The sequence below is a fragment of the Paenibacillus barengoltzii G22 genome, from assembly GCF_000403375.2.
In the GTDB taxonomy this organism is placed as follows: Bacteria; Bacillota; Bacilli; order Paenibacillales; family Paenibacillaceae; genus Fontibacillus; species Fontibacillus barengoltzii.
This window is the reverse complement of sequence record NZ_KE159653.1, coordinates 763,263-785,966: the sequence shown is the minus strand read 5'-3', so window position 1 is coordinate 785,966 and position 22,704 is coordinate 763,263. Positions and strand designations below refer to the sequence as shown.

24 protein-coding genes are annotated in these 22,704 nt (G+C 51.7%); 15 read left to right on the top strand and 9 right to left on the bottom strand.

Translation table 11 applies throughout. The annotated features are described in order from the left end of the window. Nucleotides 1–96 precede the first annotated feature (96 nt). Both C812_RS11975 and C812_RS11970 read left to right on the top strand, forming a co-directional pair. Entirely contained in the window at nt 97–423 is a 327-nt protein-coding gene (locus tag C812_RS11975; RefSeq protein ID WP_016312917.1) for a hypothetical protein, read from the top strand. 114 nt (nt 424–537) lie between these two features. Further along, nucleotides 538–1,041, top strand: a complete 504-nt coding sequence (locus C812_RS11970) for a hypothetical protein (RefSeq protein ID WP_016312916.1) — start codon at nt 538–540, stop codon at nt 1,039–1,041. A 2-nt stretch (nt 1,042–1,043) separates the two neighbouring features. Here C812_RS11970 and C812_RS11965 read toward each other — a convergent pair whose 3' ends face one another. Both C812_RS11965 and yhbH read right to left on the bottom strand, forming a co-directional pair. Further along, nucleotides 1,044–2,438 (bottom strand): SpoVR family protein, encoded by a 1,395-nt coding sequence (locus tag C812_RS11965; RefSeq protein WP_244268332.1) that lies wholly within the window; start codon nt 2,436–2,438, stop codon nt 1,044–1,046. 41 nt (nt 2,439–2,479) lie between these two features. Next, nucleotides 2,480–3,649: a sporulation protein YhbH gene (gene yhbH, locus C812_RS11960; protein WP_016312914.1), complete on the bottom strand. Its 1,170-nt coding sequence runs from the start codon at nt 3,647–3,649 to the stop codon at nt 2,480–2,482. 188 nt (nt 3,650–3,837) lie between these two features. On the opposite strand from yhbH, the gene C812_RS11955 reads away from it, so the two are divergent. Beyond that, the gene (locus tag C812_RS11955; protein ID WP_016312913.1) at nt 3,838–4,854 is read left to right on the top strand and encodes a DUF7309 domain-containing protein; all 1,017 of its coding nucleotides are present in this window, start codon (nt 3,838–3,840) and stop codon (nt 4,852–4,854) included. A 127-nt stretch (nt 4,855–4,981) separates the two neighbouring features. Here C812_RS11955 and C812_RS11950 read toward each other — a convergent pair whose 3' ends face one another. The 3 genes from C812_RS11950 to C812_RS11940 form a co-directional block, all read right to left on the bottom strand. Beyond that, a complete protein-coding gene (locus C812_RS11950; protein ID WP_016312912.1) occupies nt 4,982–5,836 on the bottom strand; it encodes a DegV family protein in 855 nt (284 codons plus the stop codon). Nucleotides 5,837–5,873: 37 nt separating this feature from the next. Beyond that, the gene (locus tag C812_RS11945; protein ID WP_016312911.1) at nt 5,874–6,734 is read right to left on the bottom strand and encodes a DegV family protein; all 861 of its coding nucleotides are present in this window, start codon (nt 6,732–6,734) and stop codon (nt 5,874–5,876) included. Nucleotides 6,735–6,926: 192 nt separating this feature from the next. After that, entirely contained in the window at nt 6,927–7,337 is a 411-nt protein-coding gene (locus C812_RS11940) for a hypothetical protein (protein WP_016312910.1), read from the bottom strand. A 177-nt stretch (nt 7,338–7,514) separates the two neighbouring features. Between C812_RS11940 and C812_RS11935 the strand changes: the two genes are divergently transcribed. Beyond that, entirely contained in the window at nt 7,515–7,904 is a 390-nt protein-coding gene (locus C812_RS11935; protein ID WP_036625121.1) for a DUF423 domain-containing protein, read from the top strand. Between the two features lie 89 nt (nt 7,905–7,993). Here the strand turns inward: C812_RS11935 and C812_RS11930 are convergent, their stop codons facing one another. Continuing rightward, nucleotides 7,994–8,542, bottom strand: a complete 549-nt coding sequence (locus C812_RS11930; protein WP_016312908.1) for a hypothetical protein — start codon at nt 8,540–8,542, stop codon at nt 7,994–7,996. Between the two features lie 210 nt (nt 8,543–8,752). On the opposite strand from C812_RS11930, the gene C812_RS11925 reads away from it, so the two are divergent. The 6 genes from C812_RS11925 to sufB all read left to right on the top strand — a co-directional run bounded on the left by C812_RS11925 (nt 8,753) and on the right by sufB (nt 14,674). After that, a complete protein-coding gene (locus C812_RS11925; RefSeq protein WP_016312907.1) occupies nt 8,753–9,226 on the top strand; it encodes a Dps family protein in 474 nt (157 codons plus the stop codon). 285 nt (nt 9,227–9,511) lie between these two features. Next, complete coding sequence (sufC, locus tag C812_RS11920) at nt 9,512–10,294, top strand: Fe-S cluster assembly ATPase SufC (protein ID WP_016312906.1); 783 nt, start codon at nt 9,512–9,514, stop codon at nt 10,292–10,294. A 19-nt stretch (nt 10,295–10,313) separates the two neighbouring features. Next, nucleotides 10,314–11,615 carry a Fe-S cluster assembly protein SufD gene (sufD, locus tag C812_RS11915; RefSeq protein ID WP_016312905.1) on the top strand — a complete coding sequence of 434 codons (1,302 nt, stop codon included), beginning with the start codon at nt 10,314–10,316 and terminating at the stop codon, nt 11,613–11,615. After that, nucleotides 11,612–12,832: a cysteine desulfurase gene (locus tag C812_RS11910; protein ID WP_016312904.1), complete on the top strand. Its 1,221-nt coding sequence runs from the start codon at nt 11,612–11,614 to the stop codon at nt 12,830–12,832. Before sufD ends, C812_RS11910 begins: the two co-directional genes overlap by 4 nt. Further along, nucleotides 12,832–13,254 (top strand): Fe-S cluster assembly sulfur transfer protein SufU, encoded by a 423-nt coding sequence (gene sufU, locus C812_RS11905; protein ID WP_036625386.1) that lies wholly within the window; start codon nt 12,832–12,834, stop codon nt 13,252–13,254. Before C812_RS11910 ends, sufU begins: the two co-directional genes overlap by 1 nt. 22 nt (nt 13,255–13,276) lie before the next feature. Next, nucleotides 13,277–14,674, top strand: coding sequence for a Fe-S cluster assembly protein SufB (sufB, locus tag C812_RS11900; RefSeq protein ID WP_016312902.1), 1,398 nt, complete (start codon nt 13,277–13,279; stop codon nt 14,672–14,674). Nucleotides 14,675–14,825: 151 nt separating this feature from the next. Here the strand turns inward: sufB and C812_RS11895 are convergent, their stop codons facing one another. The 3 genes from C812_RS11895 to C812_RS11885 form a co-directional block, all read right to left on the bottom strand. Beyond that, on the bottom strand, nt 14,826–15,164 hold the full coding sequence (locus tag C812_RS11895) for a L,D-transpeptidase (RefSeq protein ID WP_016312901.1): 339 nt from the start codon (nt 15,162–15,164) through the stop codon (nt 14,826–14,828). A gap of 142 nt (nt 15,165–15,306) precedes the next feature. After that, nucleotides 15,307–16,338 carry an HD-GYP domain-containing protein gene (locus tag C812_RS11890; protein WP_016312900.1) on the bottom strand — a complete coding sequence of 344 codons (1,032 nt, stop codon included), beginning with the start codon at nt 16,336–16,338 and terminating at the stop codon, nt 15,307–15,309. A gap of 81 nt (nt 16,339–16,419) precedes the next feature. After that, a complete protein-coding gene (locus C812_RS11885; RefSeq protein WP_016312899.1) occupies nt 16,420–17,172 on the bottom strand; it encodes a molybdenum cofactor biosynthesis protein in 753 nt (250 codons plus the stop codon). Nucleotides 17,173–17,308: 136 nt separating this feature from the next. Between C812_RS11885 and C812_RS11880 the strand changes: the two genes are divergently transcribed. The 5 genes from C812_RS11880 (at nt 17,309) to C812_RS11860 (ending at nt 22,704) form a co-directional block, all read left to right on the top strand. Next, entirely contained in the window at nt 17,309–18,742 is a 1,434-nt protein-coding gene (locus C812_RS11880) for a bifunctional metallophosphatase/5'-nucleotidase (RefSeq protein WP_016312898.1), read from the top strand. A gap of 36 nt (nt 18,743–18,778) precedes the next feature. Continuing rightward, nucleotides 18,779–19,606 carry an undecaprenyl-diphosphate phosphatase gene (locus C812_RS11875; protein ID WP_016312897.1) on the top strand — a complete coding sequence of 276 codons (828 nt, stop codon included), beginning with the start codon at nt 18,779–18,781 and terminating at the stop codon, nt 19,604–19,606. A 160-nt stretch (nt 19,607–19,766) separates the two neighbouring features. Beyond that, a complete protein-coding gene (yfkAB, locus tag C812_RS11870) occupies nt 19,767–20,906 on the top strand; it encodes a radical SAM/CxCxxxxC motif protein YfkAB (RefSeq protein WP_016312896.1) in 1,140 nt (379 codons plus the stop codon). 44 nt (nt 20,907–20,950) lie between these two features. Further along, nucleotides 20,951–22,303: a hemolysin family protein gene (locus C812_RS11865; RefSeq protein ID WP_036625381.1), complete on the top strand. Its 1,353-nt coding sequence runs from the start codon at nt 20,951–20,953 to the stop codon at nt 22,301–22,303. A 182-nt stretch (nt 22,304–22,485) separates the two neighbouring features. Next, nucleotides 22,486–22,704, top strand: a complete 219-nt coding sequence (locus C812_RS11860; protein WP_016312894.1) for a spore coat associated protein CotJA — start codon at nt 22,486–22,488, stop codon at nt 22,702–22,704.

Here is a 22,704-nt window from a genome sequence, read left to right as displayed (position 1 = left end):
AGTCGAGCACCGCGACGAGCTTCACGCTAACCATCACCGCCTACTGGGTATTCGCATACGATAATCTGAACTTGAAACGTTGGAGGCGAAGAACGAATGAGTGTTCAACCATGGGGTTATCCGCAGCATCAGGTCGTTTATCAGGCCAATCCGCAGCATGTTCAGCACTTGCGGACGGTTCGTAACCAGGTGCACGACATCTGCCGGCAGCATATGAATCAACGGGTGCGTATTGAAACGATGGATGGTCATGTGCATGTGGGCCGAATCGTGGGCTGCCAAGGCGGGTTATTGCAATTGGCTGTTCCGCGGCAAGGGGGCCAGCGCGCCTTTGGCGTTCCTTATTGGGGGCTTAGTCCCAGTGATGAGACCATTTTGACGCTGGTTCTCTACGAGCTGCTGGTCATCGCACTGCTGTCCTGATGGATTCTTAAGGGGGCATACCATACTGAGTGCTCCCCAGATCAAACAAGAGCCGCCAGATCAATTGATCCGTGCGGCTCTTTCTGTTAGTTTGAAACCATAGGGGGCGATACCTTGGAAAAGAGTAACCAACTTATGATCATCGTTGCTGCCATCGCAATCTTAGCATGCACCTTCTGGGCCGGATATGCGATTGGCTTGAAGCAGAGGGCACCTATGGATCCTTCTGCTGTTCAGCAAGCCATTCATTCCAGATGGGTTCAGGCTGACACGCCGCCTTCGCCTGCGGTGACCGTACAAGGAAAGGCCATCGAAGTGGTTAGGGGTGGTTACTCGTGGTGTAAGCGCGTATATTACAGCAAAGGCAGCTGTGTCAGCGTGGATTCCAGCATTCTTGAAACCGAGCCCGTTGAAGTACCCGCAGGCGCTCCAATCGATACCGAAGCGCCCAAGGGCATCAAGGAATTTACGCTAACGGGGGTGGATTCAGCAGGCGGGGCGCTCGAGCATCCCTACACGGTCCCGCAAGAGAAAGGAATCTATAAGTATCGCATCCATTGCGAATGGTTTCTGGATCAAGGCCAAAGTGACTTTTATTTCACCTTAAAAGTCACATGAACTCAAAGTATCTTCCTTACATGCTTCTGCCCGTCATAAGAGAAAAGCGCCCGTTTCTCCTCCACCACCGTCTCCAGATGCACCGGGCGGCCCCATAACTTGTATACGTAAGGGAGTGTATGCTCCAGATACTTCAGGTCCAGCTCAATTCCTTCATATTGATGCTTCAGCAGCAGCTCGCCGGAGCGCAGGTAGTCGCCGTCTTGGACAACGATGTAGGGCGAGCCGCCGTTGACGCGGGAGGCGATCAACTGGTCGCGGACATTTTCCCATGACTTGTCGGTGATTTTCCACTCCGGACCTTGCTTCTCGAAAATATACAAGTCCAGATCACGGACGAGATCCTTGGTCAAATAGCTGCGCAGGAAGGAAATATCCGAATCGAGCTCACGCACCTCGAAGATTTTCTCACGGCCTTTTCCAGGCTCCCGGCCAAAGCGGAGGCGTTCCTCTTCGGTCGGGTTATCCCAGCGGCGTTCGATATCCTCGAAGATCTTGAGCCCGAGGTAATACGGGTTCAGGCTTTGCCGCGACGGCTGGACGACCGAGGCGTTCAGCTTGGCGAATTCGACCGTTTCGTCGCTGGTGAGGTCCAGCTCACGGATGATGCGCTGATGCCAGTACGAAGCCCATCCCTCATTCATGATTTTCGTCTCCATCTGCGGCCAGAAGTACAGCATCTCCTCCCGCAGCATGCTCATGATGTCCCGTTGCCAGTCTTCCAACACTTCGGAATATTCCTGGATAAACCAGACGATATCCTTCTCCGGCTCAGGAGGGAAGTGGACGGCGGCCTCTTTAGCGTCGTCGTTTCGTCCGCTCGAAGGTTCATCAAGCGCCCAAAGATCGTCGTAAGGCCCTGCTTTCACCGAACCTTGCCGTCCTCCCTTTGCCCGCCGAATCTTTTCTTCCATCTGCTGCCGTTTATCATACCGCATCGGCTTGATCAGCTGCGGGTCGACGTGCTCCTGGATTGCCAGCACCGCGTCGATGAAGCTCTCCACCGTTTCCGCACCGTAGGCCAGTTCGTACCGGCTAATTCGCTCAGCGGTGGCGGCCATGCTCTCCACCATATCTCGGTTGGTCGCGGAGAAGCGCACGTTATTTTTAAAGAAGTCGCAGTGGGCGAGCACGTGGGCGATGATCAGCTTGTTCTGGATCAGTGAATTGCCTTCCAGCAAAAAGGCGTAACACGGATTCGAGTTAATGACAAGCTCGTAGATTTTGCTAAGTCCAAAATCGTATTGCATCTTCATCTTGTTAAACATTTTGCCAAAGCTCCAATGCGAGAACCGGGTTGGCATTCCGTAAGCACCAAACGTATATATGATATCGGCGGGGCAAATTTCGTAGCGCATCGGATAATAGTCAAGACCAAACGAGTCGGCAATTTCCATAATTTCCGCAATGGCATATTCGAGCTGTTCTAATTCGCTGCTCAACTGGCGGCACCTCCTTCGCGCTTGTGGAAGAACCGTTTTAACGCGTTGTAAACTTCGCCTTTTTCCTTAATGACGTAATACATGAACTTCTCTTGCTTGATCGTCCGGTAGGCAGACATCAAGGTGCTGCCGCGATTGTACTGGTTGACCTCCCCGTAGCCAAACATGTTGCTGCGCTTCATCAGCTCGCCAATCAGCTTGACGCAGCGCTCGTTATCGGAAGTTAGGTTATCCCCGTCGGAGAAGTGGAAAGGATAGATGTTGTAGCTGGACGGCGGGTAACGGGTGTCGATGATTTCCAGCGCTTTTTGATAGACCGAGGAACAGATGGTGCCGCCGCTTTCCCCGCGGGTGAAGAACTCTTCTTCGCTGACCTCCTTGGCCTCGGTATGATGGGCGAGAAACACAATTTCGACCTTCTCGTACTGACGCCGCAGGAATCGGGTCATCCAGAAGAAGAAGCTGCGCGCACAGTATTTCTCGAACGCCCCCATTGAACCGGATGTATCCATCATCGCAAGGATCACCGCGTTGGAGTGGGGCACAACGACGTCCTCCCATGTTTTGTAGCGGAGATCGTCCGGCGTAATGCCGTGGATGCCAGGAGTTCCGGCGGTGGCGTTACGGCGCAGGTTCTCCAGGATCGTACGTTTCTTGTCGATGTTGGACATGAGGCCTTTTTTGCGGATATCGTTAAAGCGGATAGATTCGGTTTCCAGATCTGCCTTGTCTTTTTCCTCGATATAAGGCAATTCCAACTCTTCGAACAGCATATCCTCCAGTTCTTCGATGCTAATCTCCGCTTCAACGTAATCGTAGCCCGGCTGATCACCGGCTTTGCCGCCTTTCCCGCCTTTTCCACTATCCTTCGGGCTGTCTTGGCCGAGTATGTCTCCCACCTCGCTGCTCCCGTCGCCTTGGCCAACGTGCTTATGTTTCTGGTAATTATGGATGAAGCGGTACTCTTCCAAATTGCGGAGGGGGACCTTAATGATCTGCTTGCCGTCAGACATGATGATATTTTCTTCGGTGACGAGATCGGGCAGATTTTGCTTAATGACCTCTCTCACTTTCTCCTGATGACGTTGTTGATCCTGATACCCTTTCCGGTGCAGCGACCAGTCCTCTTTGGAGACGACAAAGTTATATCGATCAGGCGTTGGCATAGATGAACACCTCCATATCGGGATTTCCCGGTACGCTAGATTTTGTGGATGTAAATAAAGTATATTCACGGAGAGGTGCGATATGTGAGCGAGCTTGCGCTCGTTTGGAACAATCAGACTGGAAAAAGGCAGAGATCCGGGTTAAGCTGGATATCAATGAGGGAGGCTGCCAAAGGAGGTCGCAACGGGTGCAAATCAATCAAGTTTGGCTAAACTTATATCAAGCTGCGGATCAATTTAAGAAGCTGGAGCCCTGGGTATGGCTGACAAACGTTCATTTGTTTGGCGTGCGCAGTCCACGGGATCACCGCATCGGATATTGCTGTGTAATGGGGAGCGGTAAGGAAATGTATGGACTGGCCGTTTATTTAGGAACGGGGGGCTTGCAGACGGTACTCGAGATGTTAAATGGGGAGTTCACCGGCGACCCGCTGTTTGCCCAGCATTGTTATATGCTGTCTTTTGGCAGCCGAGATGAGTTGTACCCAGAGGAATATGAACGGCTGAATGAGCTTGGTTTATCCTATCATGGCAAAACCGCCTGGCCGTCCTTCCGCCTCTACGAACCAGGATACGTGCCCTGGCCGCTGACTCAGCGGGACGATATGGTTTTCTTGACGGAGATCCTCCACCAAGCGATCGAGGTGTGCCTGACCTATCGACAGAATCCCGATGTTTTGTTAGCAGGTAATGGGGAACGGTTTCTCGTGCGAGTCCCGTTGACGGGGGGAGAAGGCGACACGATGCAGTGGAGAAGCGAATGGCAAAAGCCGGATCCAGCCGATCAATGGCAGCCCGCCGGACGAGCGGCCGTAGTGGACGAACTGCGGATGGTGAAAGCCCGGCGCGCGGTCACCGGCGATGCGGGGATCTGGGAGGTCGACAGCTTTTATATCCCGATGCCGATTGAGGAGGAAGGCCGGCCGTTCTACCCCACCTTGAACATCATTGCAGATCAAGAGACCGGGCAAATTCTGCACTACGGGTTAACTCCACGGAAGGAAGCGTCTGAGAATCTTGCAGAAGGCTTAATCGCGCTGATCGAGATGCATCGGGTGAAGCCAACGCGGCTTGCGGTCCGTACTTCGCAGATGGAGGAAGAACTGGCGCGGGTGATCGCAGGCTTTGGGCTGGTCAGCCGGATTGAACCGCATCTTCCGGCGATTGAGGAGTTTCAGCGATCGGTGGGCGGCAAGCTGTTCTAACTAGATATAATCAGATTGATCACCGGGATTCCAGCGTTGTTACTGAGAGTCCCGTTTTTTGTGCCTTAAGCGCCAAAAAGGAAGGCCGGGGAGAGTCCCTGGTCTTCCTTTTTATTTTGCATAAAACTTATGCCAGCTTCTTCGTATACAGGATACCGATCGTTTTGGCGCCGCAATGGCTGGAGATGACGCAGCCGGCATTGGACACCGCAACTTGGCGGGCGTTCGTCTTGGCTTCTAACGCTTCCTTCAGCACCTTCGCGTCCTCATCCGCCAAGGAATGCGTTACGAAGATGAGATCATCATCCATTTCAGATAGATGGCTAAGCGCATTGTTTAACAGCTGATCGAGCGCTTTGTCCCGGCTGCCGCGAATTTTGTATGCTGGCGTCATTTTGCCGTTCTCGACCTTGATCACAGGCCGAATTTTCAGCAGACTGCCAACGATGTTCTGCATACCCGAGCAGCGACCACCCTTATACAAATAATCCAGCGAATCGATGACAAATTCGGTTTCGACTTGCGGACGAACGGCAGTCAGCAGGGCAACGATTTCTTCAACGCTCTTGCCTTCTGCAGCAGCGTTAACGGCTTTCATCACCTGCAGACCGATGCCGCTCGATAAATTCAGGGAATCGAACACCGTCACCATGCCTTCGGCAAATTCGTCTGCGGCAATCAGCGCATTTTGGTAAGTCGAGGACAGCTCCGAGGACAAGCTGATATAGAGAATTTTCCGGCCTTCCTCAATATGTGGACGAAACGCCTCGATAAAATCTGCCGGTGACGGTGCCGCCGTCTTAGGCAGCTTGCCCGTCTCATCGACTTTCTTGTAGAGCTCAGGCACCGTCAGATCGATTCCGTCCTTGTAAGTTTGTTCCGAAAACGTCACATACAGAGGCACAATGCCGATGTCGTACTGCGCAATCCATTCAGCGGGGAGATCGCAAGTGCTGTCTGCAAAAATTTTAATGGAACCCATATAAATCCTCCTAAACGTCTTTGGTTATCTATGGGACTTATGAAGCCGCCGATTTTCTTGCATACATAATCGCGACGGTATGGGGGCCGCAGTGGCTCGAAATGACGCAGCCAGCTTCTGCAACAGCGACTTCTCGTACACCGGTCTGCTCCCGCAAAATCACGGATAACCGATGGGCCTCTTCCTCCGCGAGCGTATGTGCGACAAAGATCAAATCCTCATCCATCTGATCTTTGTCGGCCAGGGCATTATCAAGCATGAGCTGCACGGCTTTCTCCTTGCGGCCTCGTACTTTGTAAGCCGGGATGATGTTCCCGTCCACCATCTTCAGGACCGGACGAATCTGCAGCAGGCTGCCCATGATGTTCTGCATCCCGGAGCAGCGACCGCCTTTGTACAAATAATCCAACGTATCAATGACAAATTGTGTCTCCACTTGGGAGCGTAAGGCGGCAACTTGTCCAGCGATTTCTGCGGCTCCCCACCCTTGCTCAGCCAGGCGTACGGCCTTCATGACCAGCATCCCGATCCCGCTGCACAGCGTCAAGGAATCTACGATATGAACTCGACCCTCGGGATATTCCGCAGCTGCGATAAGCGCGTTCTGATAGGTGGACGACAGCTTGGACGACAAGCTGATATACACGATGTCCATTCCTTGATCGATGTAAGGGCCAAAGGCGCTCATAAAATCTTTCGGGGACGGTGCTGTTGTCTTGGGCAATTGTCCCTCGGCCTCCACTCGGCGATAGATATCGAGCGGGGTAATGTCGATGCCGTCCCGGAACGTTTCATTGCCGAATACGACGTAAAGCGGAACCAGGCCGATATCGTACCGTTCGACCCAGCCAGCTGGCAGATCCGAGGTACTATCCGCAAAAATTTTCACTTTAGACATAAACAGTCTCCTTGGTTAGTTGATCCAAATTCGATGTAATGTAAAGAAGAACTTTCATCCATTCTATCAAAAAGAACAAGACAAGGAAAAGCCCCAAGACCGACCAAAGACCCGCGGGGTTTGGGGCTTTCGGCAGTTGTCCGCGATGGACGCCGCCGATTCGAGGGAAAGCTTACATGGTACCGCGTTATCCTAGACCGTGAGGCTGCCAAGCACGATCAAAAAGATGAAGAGAACTAATGGCAAGACCGAAAAAATCGTGCCTAGTATCGCAAACACTTTCCTCCGATTTCGAATCGCCAGGCCTACGATGCCTAGAATCAATCCGACCAGATCCAATACGCCGGAAATGAGGAACAGCAAAACGCCAAGCACTGTCCCGCTTCGTTGCATCAGGTCTGCGGCGATGGCCTCCGCAGGCTGGTCCACGAGATCCATGGCTGTAGAAATAATCAGTGCCAGCGCAGCGATATAGCCAATTACGGCAAGTAAGCTGAGTACGAAGGAGGCGATGCCGGGGCCGGAGAATTTCATCCGGTTTGTTGGCTCGTGGGGGGCAAAATAGGGTGATACAGGATCTTGCTCCGATTGACGATAATCCATCCCAAAACTCCTTTAATTGACATTATGTAATGTAAACCTATTCAAGACCATCTTCAAATATCCTCCTGAAATTTGCAAGGATATTTTTGGTTGAAACGGTGGTGGAAATCAGGCAAAGCCCTGCGGTATGATGGACACGAAGGTGAATGGACATGATCAGAAAGGGTGAAATCAATAGTGCAGCGAAAATATGCGGGGATCGGAGCGATTGTCATGCTTCTCTCTGTAGCGTTTGGTGCGTTTGGCGCTCACATCTTGAAAGAGCGGATCGGGGAGGCTGCCATAAGCACGTTTGAGACCGGAGTCCATTATCAAATGATTCATGGCCTTGCCATGCTGCTGACCGCGCTATTTGCCGCGAAGTGGGGAGACTCTAAGCGGCTGTTGTGGAGTGGACGGCTGTTTCTGATCGGCGTGATCTTATTTTCTGGCAGCTTATACGGCCTTGCCGCCTGGGACTTGCGATGGCTTGGTCCGGTGACACCGCTTGGCGGCGTGTCATTTCTAGCTGGCTGGCTGCTGCTCGCGCTGGAAGCCTGGAAGGCAGCACCTCGGGCGGGGGCATAAAACTTAAGGAGATGCAAGATCGAAAAGGGCTGGCGCAACCTGCATCCACAGGAACGCCAGCCCTTTTGGCTGCATTGTTCAGATATTTTTTACGTATCCAAAAAATCGATGATCTCGCTTAGCTTCAGTGTGTAGACCTGCTTCTCGTCGACGTGGTATACACTCACAGCATAAGTTTCCGGAAGGAAGTTTAGGATTCGGCACGGCATACTCGTCCGCTTCCCGTTACGATTGACGTACAAACGGACAAGCTTATTGCCTGTAATGTAGCTTTGAATCCAGGCTTGGAATTCATCGCTTGTGGTCAACTCCTTGAAGTTGCTCGAAGCCGGCTCGCTTTTCTTCTTCTCCACCGCAGCGGATGGCTTCGTCGTTTCCTTACCGCTATTCTTGGCCTTTTCGGCTTGGGCGGTATCAATGCGGGACTGCTTACGAGAAGCCAAGGTAGATTCAATGATTCGTCCCAGCTCGATTCCGGAATTAATGCGGTAATCTATAATGTCAGGGCTGTCGTTCAGCAGCTTCATCAGCGCTTGCAGAGCCACCGGGTTCGTTGTCCCTTTGACTAGAATCTCGACGTTAAATAAATAGCCCAATTCGTCATCTTGTTTCTGATGTTGACCGGTTTGATTTTCCATAATTCCCCCACAGTTTTCAAGTTGGCAGAGAAAGGTCGTCCTTCTTCTGTTGAAAATCCTCAATAATAATAGCACCACTATGACAACAATCATAGCCCAAATTTCAAGAAATTTACACAAATCTATACATCTTATGGATCTTTTGTTTCGTCCTCCCGGAATCAGGGTAAAATAATGACAACTTTTAATTGAAGAAAGCAGGGGATAAGGATGAGCAAATCGGAAGCTAAACCGGCAAAGAATACGAAGAAATCCAGCCTGGAGCAGCTGCTGAATGAACAGGTTGCTAACCTCAACGTGCTTTATGTCAAACTGCACAACTACCATTGGTATGTTAAAGGGACGAACTTCTTTCGGCTGCACGCCAAATTTGAGGAGCTATATAATGAAGTTACTGAACAAATGGATGCCATTGCCGAGCGGATGCTCGCACTGAAGTGGAACCCGGCAGCTTCGCTGGAAGAGTATCTGGACCTGGCCACCATTCAGGAGGCAACCGGGAAGGAGGAGCCGCAGGCGATGGTTCAGCATGTGCTTGAGGACCTGGCGACCTTAACGGAGGCGTACAACGAAGGGATTGGTCTCGCGGATCAGGTGGAGGATAACGTCACCAGCGATTTGTTAACCGGTTATCTTGGCAAATGGGAAAAACAGATGTGGATGCTCCGGGCTTACCTGGATTGATAGATCTTCTCTGAGCCAAAGGCAGAGATCACGCATTCCAAGAGGGCTTGGCCGCAAGCGCGGGCCGAGTCCTTTTGCATTGTCTGGGATGACGATATTGCATAACAATGAACATCCGCCGTCATACGTTGCTTATGGATATAAAGTAGGTTAGAATGAAATGAGAATCAGTGAGAATCACTTAGAATTATTCTAATGTGATAATTGTTATGATATAATGGCAAGAACAAGGGCGGCGGCCCTAAGCAAATAACGTTAATTTTCGTGAATGGAAGGAGCAGTTACATGGCAACGCATTTTGTAGTTGAGGGTTTGAAAGCAACAATCGAGGAGAAGGAGATCCTGAAAGGGATTAACCTTGAGATAAAAGGCGGGGAAATCCACGCCATCATGGGACCAAACGGAACCGGGAAAAGTACGCTGGCTTCTGCGCTGATGGGCCATCCGAAGTATGAAGTTACGGATGGTAAAGTGACGCTGAACGGGGAAGACGTGTTGGAGATGGCCGTTGACGAACGCGCCCGCGCTGGGATGTTCCTGGCGATGCAATATCCTAGCGAAATCGCTGGCGTAACGAATGCAGACTTCCTGCGCAGTGCCATTAATGCCCGCCGCGGCGAAGGGAACGAAATCTCCCTGATCAAATTCATTCGTCAAATGGAAGAGCAAATGAAAGTGCTGGAGATGAATCCAGAGTTTGCGCACCGTTATTTGAACGAAGGCTTCTCCGGCGGGGAGAAGAAGCGGAACGAAATTTTGCAAATGCTGCTGCTGGATCCGAAGATCGTCATTCTGGACGAAATCGACTCCGGTCTTGACATCGACGCTTTGCGGATCGTGGCTAATGGTGTTAACTCCATGCGCAGCGAAGACCGCGGCTTCTTGATTATTACTCACTATCAACGTCTGTTAAACTACATCAAACCGGACTTCGTTCACGTGATGATGCAAGGCCGTATCGTGAAATCCGGCGGTCCTGAGCTTGCCGAACGCCTGGAAGCGGAAGGTTACGATTGGGTCAAAGAAGAGCTGGGTATCGTGGACGAAACAGTTGGTCAAGAAGCCTAATCGGAAGGAGGAGTAAAGAATGACGACACAAACCGTACTTCCGGTAGAAGCGGAGCAACTCAAACAACTGTCCGCGAAGCGCGGCGAACCGGACTGGCTGACCGACAGCCGGACGAAGGCGCTGCAGCTGGCGGCGGAACTGGAACTGCCCAAATTGGAGAAGACGCGGATTGACCGCTGGGATTTGAGCAACTTCGGAACCCTTGCTGAAGCTCGGGGTGAACATACGCAGCAGTTACCTGACAGCATTCAATCGCTGGTGGAATTGAATGAGCAGAGCAATCTGCTGGTTCAACGGAATGCAGATACTGTATTTACCAAGCTGGCACCGGAGCTGGCAAGCCAAGGCGTGATCTTCACCGATTTGGAGACCGCCGTGCGGGAGCATGGGGATCTGGTGAAGGCGCACCTGCACAGCGTGATCAAGCCGGATGAGAATCGCTTGGCCGCTTTGCATGCAGCTTTGTGGAATGGCGGAGTTTTTCTGTACGTTCCGAAGAACGTGGTGATTGATACGCCGCTGCAAACGATTTTCCTGTTGGATGACGCGAGCTCTTCGTTCACGCCTCACGTTCTGATCGTGGCGGACACGAACAGCCAAGTTACCTACGTGGATAACTATATTTCTGTAAATCTCAATGGAAGCATCGTGCATAACGGTGCAGCCGAAGTGGTGGTGAAGCCGGGCGCCAAAGTCCAATTCGCGACAGTGCACCATTTGGCTGAGCAAGCAACGGATGTGACCTATCGCCGTGCTGTTGTTGAGAATGACGGCAGCATCGAATGGATCATCGGCGAAATGAACAATGGCGATTCGGCGAGTGAGACACTGTCGATCTTGAAAGGGAACGGCTCGAACTCGGATGCGAAGGTCATCGCCGTTGGTTCGGGGAAACAACGTTTGAACTACACGACGAAGGCCGTCCATTATGGGAAGAGCTCGAACAGCCAAATGATTACCCGCGCCGTAATGCGGGAAGAAGCTACTGCGATTATTAACGGGATCACGAAAATCGAGAAAGGTGCCACGAAAGCGGACGGTCAGCAAACTGAGAAAGTGCTCATGCTAAGCCCGAAGGCTCGCGGTGACGCCAACCCGATTCTGCTGATTGACGAAGATGACGTTTCCGCAGGACACGCCGCTTCCGTTGGGCAGGTGAACCCAGAGCAAATTTACTACTTGATGTCCCGCGGGATTACCCGTGCAGAGGCGGAACGCTTGGTCATTTACGGCTTCTTGGCGCCGGTCGTTTCGGATATCCCGCTGGAACCGTTGCAGAAGCAACTGCAAGGTCTAGTGGAAAGGAAGCTGGGACAATGACTATCCATGCTGAAGAGCTGAAGAAGCAATTCCCCATTCTGCAGCAAGAGATAAACGGGCATCCGCTCGTTTATCTCGACAGTGCGGCTTCCTCGCAGAAGCCGACGGTCGTAATTGAAGCGTTAAAGCATTATTACGAATGGGATAATGCGAACGTGCATCGCGGCGTGCATACGCTGGGCAGCCGGGCGACCGATGCTTATGAGAATGCCCGCGAGAAGGTAGCCAGATTTATCGGGGCTGCGCGCCGGGAAGAAATTATTTTTACCCGTGGCACTACGACCTCGCTGAATTTGGTTGCATCCTCTTACGGAGCAGCGAATGTCGGAGAAGGCGACGAAATCGTTATTACTCCGATGGAACATCATAGCAATCTGATTCCTTGGCAGCAATTGGCGTTGAAGAAGAAGGCTGTATTGAAATATATCCCGCTGCAGCCAGACGGTCATATCGATTTGGCGGATGCGGAGAAGACGATTACCCCCAAGACGAAGATCGTGGCGACCGCTTACGTATCCAACGTCCTTGGCGTTGTGAATCCGATCAAGGAGCTCGCAGCCATTGCTCATCGCAACGGGGCGGTTATGGTCGTTGACGGCGCGCAAAGCACCCCGCACATGAAGGTTGACGTACAGGAGCTGGATGTTGATTTTTATGCTTTTTCCGGCCATAAGATGTGCGCACCGACTGGAATTGGGGTACTCTATGGTAAGAAGCAACTGCTGGAAGCCATGGAGCCGATCGAATACGGCGGGGAAATGATCGATGATGTCGGATTGTATGAATCAAGTTGGAAGGAGCTTCCATGGAAGTTTGAAGGTGGGACGCCGATTATCGCAGGTGCGGTTGGATTGGCGGCAGCCATCGATTTCCTTGAAGGCATCGGACTTGAGGAAATACACCGTCACGAGGCCAAGCTTGCCACTTATGCGATGAACCGCCTGTCTGAGATTGAAGGGCTGACTCTTTATGGACCGCGCGAGCGCGAAGTGGGACTGATCACCTTCAATCTGCTGGACATTCATCCGCATGACGTTGCGACCGTGCTTGACGCTTCCGGCATCGCCATCCGGGCCGGACATCACTGCTGCCAGCCGTTAATGCGTTGGCTTGAAGCCAGTGCAACGGCTAGAGCGAGTCTGTATTTATATAATACGGAACAGGATATCGACCGACTGGCGGAAGCTTTAATCCAAACAAAGGAGTATTTTGGATGATGCAACTAGACGACTTATACCGCCGTGTCATTATGGATCATTATAAAAATCCGCGGAACCGCGGGAAGTTTGAGGAAGGCGCGCTGACGGTTGATCTGAACAATCCGACTTGCGGCGACCGCATTTCCTTACAATTGATTGTGGAAGGAGACGTCGTCAAGGACGCCCGCTTTACCGGGGAAGGCTGCTCCATCAGCATGTCGTCGGCATCGATGATGACGGAGGCTGTCAAAGGTCGGACGATCCAAGATGCACTGGAGCTTGCTGGACGGTTCTCCCGGCTGATGATGGGAGAGACGGTGGAGTTTGACGACTATGAAGATCTTGAGGCCTTATCCGGCGTTAGAAAATTTCCTGCCCGCATCAAATGCGCTACATTAGCTTGGAATGCGCTGAAAAAAGGAATCCAAGCGGAAATCTAATCCCCTGAGGAGGTAGCCGAACATGGCCAAGAAAGCACCGGAATTAGAAGAGTATAAATACGGTTTCCGGGATGAACACAAGGCGATCTTTCAATCGGGTAAAGGTTTGACCCGTGAAATCGTAACGGAAATCTCCCGGATCAAAGGCGAGCCGGAGTGGATGCTTAACTTCCGCCTGAAATCGCTGGAGCAATTCGAGAAAATGGCGTTGCCGCGTTGGGGCGGTGACTTGAGCGAGCTCGATTTTGACGATATTCAATACTACGTGAAGCCATCTGAGAAACAAGGCAAGACATGGGAAGAAGTTCCGGCTGAAATCAAAGAAACGTTTGATAAGCTGGGGATTCCAGAAGCCGAGCAGAAGTTCCTGGCCGGTGTCTCCGCGCAATACGAGTCGGAGGTCGTATACCACAGCATTCAGAAGGACCTTGAAGATCAAGGGGTTATCTTCATGGATACAGATTCCGCATTGCGTGAGTATCCGGAACTGTTCAAAGAGTATTTCGGGACGGTAGTTCCTGCTGCGGACAACAAGTTTGCAGCTCTGAACAGCGCCGTATGGTCCGGGGGCAGCTTCATTTACGTGCCGCCAGGTGTGAAATGTGAAGTGCCGCTTCAGGCATATTTCCGGATCAACTCCGAGAACATGGGTCAGTTCGAACGTACGCTGATCATCGCCGATGAAGGCAGCTTTGTACACTACACCGAAGGCTGCACGGCGCCGATCTACAGCACGAACTCGCTGCATAGCGCGGTCGTGGAAATCATCGTGAAGAAGGACGCGCGCGTTCGCTACACGACGATCCAGAACTGGGCACCAAACATTTATAACCTGGTTACCAAACGTGCGGTAGCCGAAGAGAATGCTACGATGGAATGGGTTGACGGCAATATCGGTTCGAAGCTGACGATGAAGTACCCGGCAGTTATCTTGAAAGGCCGCGGCGCGAAAGGTAGCGTACTGTCCATCGCCGTTGCCGGCAAAGGCCAACTGCAAGATGCCGGTGCGAAAATGATCCACTTGGCGCCGGATACCACATCGACGATCGTGTCGAAGTCGATTTCCAAACATGGCGGCAAGGTCACTTACCGCGGTCTCGCTTCCTTCGGCCGTCAAGCGGAAGGCGCGAAATCGAACATCAAATGCGATACGTTGATACTCGATAACGAGTCGACGTCGGATACGATCCCGTACAACGAGATCATGAACGACAACATCACACTGGAGCATGAGGCGACCGTATCGAAGGTGTCGGAAGAGCAGCTATTCTATCTGATGAGCCGCGGTCTGACCGAAGAAGAAGCAACGCAAATGATCGTTATGGGCTTTATCGAGCCGTTCACGAAAGAGCTGCCGATGGAATATGCTGTAGAGATGAACCGCTTGATCAAGTTCGAGATGGAAGGCTCGATCGGTTAAAAATAAGACTGCTTAGAATCCGTAGAATTTTCTGCGGATTCTTTTTTTTATTTGCTCGAATCTGCCCTGGGTATGATATCAAAACAGTCCGAACGTTGTTAAGTCACAATGAAAAAGAGAAGCCCCTGAGCGAGACTTCTCCTTTTTGTACTTATTGACGGATCGTGACACTGGTTCCGATCGGCACGATCCGAGCGAGTTCGATGACGTCTGGGTTATACATTCGGATACAGCCGTGCGAGACCTCTTTGCCGATGGAGGAAGGATCATCAGTGCCGTGGATTCCGTAATGGGGTTTGGACAAGCCCATCCAGTAAGCGCCAAACGGCCCGCCGGGATTGGGAGCCTTGTTGACGATCGTAAACGTTCCTACTGGGGTTTGCGTAAGCATTTTTCCGATCCCTACCGGAAAGCCACGAACAACGATGTCGTTATCGAGCAGATACAGCATACGATCCGATAAATCAACGATAATGCGGTAATTGGGCATGTGAGCGCGCCTCCCGTTGTTTTATTGCTAATGTATGACGGGTAGGCAAGAGTGGATTGGGCGAATGCGTAAGCGTTCCTGATTCAAGAATTCTGGGTAAAATAAAACCCGGAAACCTATGCAGGCCCGGGAGAATTCCGTATTAGAGATATACTTCTGCGATTGAGGTTTCGCGTTCTTTGGACAGGTCGGCAAATCGGGAATCCGTCTTGACCAGCGGACGGAAGAAGTCCGTTTGATTCGTCATGACGATAGAACCGATCTCGCCGGTGCTCAGCATCACTTTCTTGCCGATGAAGTTCGGCAACAGATGACGGATTAATGCTTGTGTAGGCTCCGGGCTCAGCTGGCCGAAGCTGAGGCTGTTCAACTCGCGCAACACCGACAGCAGCTCTTGCTTCGAGCGATAGACTCGGTTGGAGGTCATCGCCGCATACACGTCTGCAACCGCGGCGATCTTGGCGAACGGATGGATATCCTTGCTTGTTAAGCCATGCGGATAACCGCTGCCGTCCTCCCGTTCGTGATGCTGCAGCGCCACCAAGGCCGAAAGCTCGTCTCCGGTAGAATTGAGAATAATGTCATGACCGTATTCGGAATGACGCTTCACTTCTTCGAATTCCTCCGGCGTCAGCTTGCCGGGCTTGGATAAAATGCTCTGTGGGACCTTGCTCTTGCCGATATCGATCAAGTAGCCGGCTTTCCCAGCCTTGTAGGCTTCTTCCTTAGGATACCCTAACCAGGAGGCGATATAATAACTGAGCATGCCGACTTGCATGGAATGATGGTAAGTATAATTGTCACCGTCACCAATCATCAGCAATAAAGAGACGACGTCCTTCTGGTTATCCAGTTCTGAGATCATCGGCTCTAACAGCTTGTCCACTTTCGCTTCGTCGATCGTCCCGTTCGTTAGCGCTTTCAGGAACAGTTCCTCGAAACCGTCAACGGCTTCATCCATATATGGCTTGGCCCGGAAGGCAGGATCCGAAGGGAATTCGGCGTCTAAGGTTTGCGGTTCGATATCTACGTAGTCGATCCCATGCTGCATTAGCTTAACGATGGAATCGCTGCTCAATTCACAGCCTTTCTGCAAAACAAAAACACCGAAATGATTAAATACATCATTTTGAAGACGGTCACCTGGACTGAGATCCATAATATGTACTTTCAAAGACGATGACACCTCGTAATCTTCCAGTTTTTCTTAATCATATCAGGAAACAACTGGCATGACAACGAATTTGTAAGGTTGTCAATCGCCCGAAAGGAGGTGTTCTCCCGGTACACGAGGGTCCCAAGGACCAAGACCGTGGCCCTTCCATCCGGAACCGTCTTCCCAGATTTCCTTCTTCCAGATCGGGACAATCTGTTTAAGGCGTTCAATAGCGTAACGGCTGGCATCATAGCATCCGGCCCGGTGCGGAGCGGATACGGCGATGACAACGCTGATTTCCGCGATATCCACGCGACCGATCCGGTGGCTGATAGCACAGCGAGTTCCTGGCCAGCGCTCTGCGATCTCATCACCGATTTGACGCAGCTTGGCTAGGGCCATCGGCACATACGCTTCGTATTCGAGATGTACGGTACGTTGACCTTGTGTCCATTCCCGGGTAGTCCCGGTGAATGTGAGAACGGCGCCATGGTCGGGACTGATGACCTTCGCCGTAATCTCCTCCACGGACAGCGGTTCTTCCGTGATAATGTAGAGTTGATCCTCTGCTGCGTCAGAAGCATCACCTGAACTTGATTCGCCGCCGGATACCGGCGGGATCAGCGCGATCTCGTCCTCCGCATGGATGGGGGTATCCCCTGCAGCGTACTCTTGATTGACCGCAACGAAGGAGGCGGAGATCAATGCAACTGCCGAAGGGTAAGCCTCAGCCAACGCTTCCTTTAATGAGGCTGCCGTAATTGGACGTTCTGGATAAGGATATACAAAGCTTAAGGTTGACGTACCGATCCGGTCCGCCAACCCGGCAAAAAGAGCAATTTGAATATTCATAGGAGTCTCCTCGGAATGGTTTGTTAGTAATATACATTATAACAAGACAACGATCAATTTTAAGGTATATAATACACATTGAACTCTAAAATTTAGAATAAGCCGAATAGATTGAGAGGGCAAGGAGGTAGTGCTTATGCCGGAGATGAACCAGGAAACGTTAACGATACTCTACACCAACGATATTCACAGCCATTTTGAAACGATGGGGCGCATCGCGGCGATGATTGATGAGTTGCGTGCCGAGGCGCCGGCTTCTACGCTCCTTCTCGATATCGGCGACCATATGGACCGGGCGGCGCTCGAAACGGAAGGGACTTTAGGACAGGCCAACGTGGACGTGTTGAACCTAACGGGATACGATGCGGTAACGATCGGCAATAATGAAGGGCTGACCTTTACGCCGGAAATGTTGGGCCAGGCTTACGCTGGCCTGCATAGTTCTGTCGTATGCGGCAATATCATCGAGATGCGGACAGGGCAGCCCCCGGCGTGGATGCAGAGTCGTCTCATTATACGCAAGCAGGGGTTTAAGATCGGGCTGGTGGCTGCGACAGCTGCGTTTGCCGAGTTTTATGAGCTGCTGGGCCTGGAATCCCTGAATCCGTTGGACACGATCGCCAGGGATGTAAGTCAGCTGCGCGATGAGGTCGATCTGGTTATCGTGATGTCCCATTTAGGCCTGCCGATGGATCGGCAGCTGGCTGAGACGGTTCCGGGCATCGACCTGATTATCGGCGGTCATACCCATCATCTGCTGGAGGAGCCGCTGCGTATCGGATCGACGGTGATCACGGCTGCCGGGAAGTTCGGCAACTACTTAGGTAAGGTTGTTGTTCACCGGGAGGCCGGAACCGGCCGTTTATCGATGGACGGCATTTGCCTGCCTGTCGGGGAAGGGCCGAAGCTGGAGCAGGTAGAGGCGGCCATCGCCCTGCAGCGAGAAGCAGCCAAGCTCCGTTTGAATCGCACGGTTGCGGTGACGGATCGCGAATTGCCGGTGTCTTATGAGGCGGAATCGCCGTTTGGTAATCTGCTGGCTCAAGCTGTGCGCCGCCATACCGGCAGCGAATTCTCGCTGGTGAACAGCGGTCAGCTGCTCGCCAGCCTGCCAGCTGGAGAGATCAGCGAAGGAATGCTGCATGAACGGTGCCCTTCGCCGATTAACCCATGTACGATGCGACTGTCCGGCGAAGATATTTTGGCGAGTCTGGAGGAATCGCTGCTTGAGGAGAAGATGGGCAAATTCATTATGGGATTTGGCTTTCGCGGGAAGGTGCTTGGCGGCATTTGCGTTGACGGATTGGAGATCGAATACAACCCTGACGCTCCTCCCTTCGAACGGATCATCCGGGCAAGCGTTGCGGGCAAGCCATTGCGGAGCGACCAGACGTATCTCGTAGGCACGCTGGATATGTTCACCTTTGGCGTCGGCTATGAACGATTAAAGCGAGGTACGGAGAAGCGTTATATGCTCCCTGAATTTTTGCGCGATTTGCTCCGCTTTGAGCTGCAGACGGCCGGTGCAGTGGATAACTGTTTTCAATCCCGTTGGAAAAAAGTAGAATAGCTATAGCGCGAAGTCACACTCGATCAGGAGGAACGAATGAGTTTTATTGTCTCGATTATTTTAGCCATTGTCGAAGGTTTAACCGAGTTTATTCCGGTCTCGTCAACGGGACATATGATCTTAACTGCCAAGCTGATGGGGTACGATGATCAGTCGCCGGAAATGAAAACCTTTGAAATCGTTATTCAGTTGGGTGCGATCTTGGCCATGGCCTGGGTCTACCGGGAACGGATTTTAAATCTTCTGGGCTTAAGCAAAAAAATAACGGTTGTGGACCTAAACGCCCCAAAAGGCCGTCTGAACTTGATCCATGTTCTGCTGGGGATTGCGCCAGCGTTGGTGGTCGGCTATATCTTCCGCGATTTTATCAAAAGCCTGTTCAGCTCGCAGACGGTATTGTGGGCGCTGGTTGTTGGCGGCATATTCATGATCTTTGCCGAATGGTTTAATAAGAACAAAGCGGTGGTTACCGCGCAAGAAATGGATCAGCTGACCTACAAGCAAGCGCTGCTGATCGGGTTGTATCAATGTATTTCCGTGCTCTGGCCCGGCTTCTCCCGGTCTGGATCCACGATCGCCGGCGGCATGCTGAGCGGTGCCAGCTACAAGGCGGCTGCGGACTTCTCGTTCTTTATTGCGATCCCAATCATGTGTGCAGTGTCCGCTTACGAAATGCTGGATTCATACCGCTATTTAACATCTGAAACGATCGGGTATTTCTTGATCGGTTTTGTGGTTGCTTTTGTGGTGGCCTATGTGGTTGTACTGGCGTTCTTAAAACTCATCCAAAAGGTACAGCTTCGCCATTTTGCTTATTATCGGTTTATTTTGGCGGCCTTGTTCTGGATCTTTATTATGCGTTAATTCTGTTCAAAGACCGACGATATTTCAAGCTGGAATGAAATCCAGGAAAAAGATTTATAATGAGGACGGGAGAAACGTCTTCTTACACAGTAGATATGTCCGCTTTTCGCTCTCCAGCTGGATTGCGGGAGCGGACGGATTAGAATGGTGGTAGTGGAAAATGAGAAAACAGACGATAGTGATAAATGAAGGCACTCGGCCAATCAGCCCGAGTTATGATCCGTGGGATCCGATTTTGTCCCTGCGGGAGTTCGGGCGGCATGCCTTAACCAGCGTTGAGCTGACGGTAACGAATCTGTGTAATATGCGTTGCGAGCACTGCGCGGTTGGTGACAGTCTCGTCCTGAAGGAGCCGGAGCAGCTTCCGCTGCCTCTGATACTGAAGGCGTTAGATGAAGTTGAGCATTTACAGACGATCAGCATCACGGGCGGCGAGCCGACATTTCGGCGCCAAACCGTGGAGGAGAAAATTATCCCGATCCTGAAATATGCCAAGGAGCGCGGGATTCGTTCGCAAATCAATTCCAATCTAACCTTAGACTATGAACGTTACGAGAAGTTGCTTCCTTATTTGGATGTGATGCACATCTCGTTTAACTATACAAGCGAACGCGATTTCCATGAGATCGGATTCGCCCGCAGCGGGCACCCGGTTAAGCCGGAGGTCGCTTATAAAATGTACGAGACGATGATTGAGAATACGCGCAAATTAAGCGATGCGGGCATGTTCGTGTCGGCCGAATCGATGATTAACTATCGAACGCACCGCAAGCTTCCAGAGATTCATCGTATGATTGTAGAAATGGGCTGCAAAAGACATGAGGTCCATCCGATGTATGCGGCCGATTTTGCTGAAGGGTTGCCGGTGCTCGCGTTAAGCGAGATGCGAGCGGCGATCCACTCGTTGCTGGACGCTCGGGATCCGGACATATGGATGCTGTTCGGAACGCTGCCATTCTTTGCTTGTAACGGGAATGAGGAAGACTTGGAGCTGCTGCGCAGACTGCGGAAAGAGCCCAACGTGACCGTTCGCAATGATCCTGATGGACGTAACCGTGTAAATGTGAATATGTTCACCGGGGATGTGTTTGTAACGGATTTTGCCGCCATCCCAGCCTTTGGGAATGTGCGAGAAGGGAAGCTGGATGAAATCTTCGACCGTTGGCTGACAGAGCATCCATTAAATCAGAAAGTCAACTGCCACTGCGATGCGGCCGGCTGCTGCGGTCCGAATCTCTTGGTCGCGGATATGTATTATCAAGACATTGATTTCAAATCGCGCAAAGCGGCTGCTCTATAAGGTAGAACTAAACTAGGAAAGAGGCGTATGACATGCCGGTAGCCATCGATGCTCATACCAATTTTGAAATCGGCAAGCTAATATGGAACTTACTGATCGTCCTGATTCTCGTCTTCTTAAACGGATTCTTTGTGGCTGCTGAATTTTCGCTCGTGAAGGTTCGCCAATCCCGGCTGACCCAATTGGCCCGGGAGGGCAACCGCCGGGCGAACTACGCGCTGAAGGTCAATAAACGGCTTGACACTTACTTGTCGGCAACACAGCTTGGCATCACGCTAGCTTCACTGGGTCTCGGGTGGGTCGGAGAACCCGCAGTGTCCGAGCTGTTAATTGAACCGCTGATGCATAAGATGGGCGCAACCGATCCTACCTTGATCTCCACGGTCTCGGTAGCGGTCGGTTTTGCGATCATTACGTTTTTACATATTGTTATGGGGGAGCTGGCACCAAAATCACTGGCGATCCAAAAGTCGGAAGCAACGTCCCTATGGCTGTCTTGGCCGTTGTTGATGTTTTATCGCATTTTCCTTCCTGTGATCTGGCTGCTGAATACGGCGGCGAACGGTGCGCTTCGGTTGATTGGAATTGAACCGGCCAGTGAGAGCGAAGCGGCGCATTCGGAGGAAGAGATCCGCATTCTCATGGATCAGAGCGCCAAAAGCGGCGTCATCGATCAAGATGAAATGAAGCTGATGGACAATATTTTCGACTTCTCCGACATGCTGGCCCGTGAGGTAATGCTGCCGCGGACGGATATGGACTGCTTATACACGAATTTGAGCTGGGAAGAGAATATGAACATCGTCGCCAACACGAAGCACTCGCGTTATCCGGTTGCCGTCGAGGATAAGGACCAGATCATCGGGTTCGTACATATTACCGACCTGCTGCTGCCTGATCCCGAGAAGCCGCTTCGTCTGGAGGAGATGGTCCGACCGATCCTGAACGTACCGGAGTCGATGGAGATCAGCCAGGTCCTTCGATTGATGCAGAAGAAGCATTCTCAGGTCACGCTGGTCGTCGATGAATACGGCGGAACAGCCGGCCTGCTGACGGCAGAAGAAATTCTCGAGGAGATCGTTGGCGATCTCCATGACGAGTTCGAGGATGAACGTCCGGATATCGAGAAAATCACCGACGATGTCTATTCGGTGGACGGCCGCTTGTTAATTGAAGAAGTTAACGAATTGGTTGGCAGCGACATCGAAGACGACGAAGTGGACTCCATCGGCGGCTGGTTGTTCAAGGAGTTGGAAGGAACCCCGGCCAAAGGTAAAAGAAAGCAAGTCGACCGCTTCTTATTTGAGGTTGAAGAGGCCAGCCGGTTGCGTATCACGCGCGTCAAGGTCATCCGTCTTGTCGTCGAGGAGCCGGATGAGGAAATTGAAGAGGAATAACGCCGGACAAGCTTCATCCGGCATCACGCTGTCTCTGGGTTCAGGGGCAGCGTTATTTTTTTTGTAAAAATACGTCTATTTCGGTTCATTATTTGGGCGATTGTCATATGTTATAGGTAGGATGCAGGGAAAATTTGGTGGCTTGCCTGCATGATCATGCTTGAAGTAAGGAGGAAGTTTCTTTGAACCATCCTCAGGAACGTGTGTGGACCCCGTTTATCGGCCCATTCGACCCGTGTCCGCCGATCACGCAAAAAACCTACAGCACCCCTCCGCAGCTGTTTATCCACTTCCAACCTCCGAATTTGCCGCAGTTTAGCCCGATGGACGCCTTAAGACACGGAACGTTATGGCCAGCTTTGTACAGCCCTTATGAATCCAAATGGGGAAAAGGACGGTGA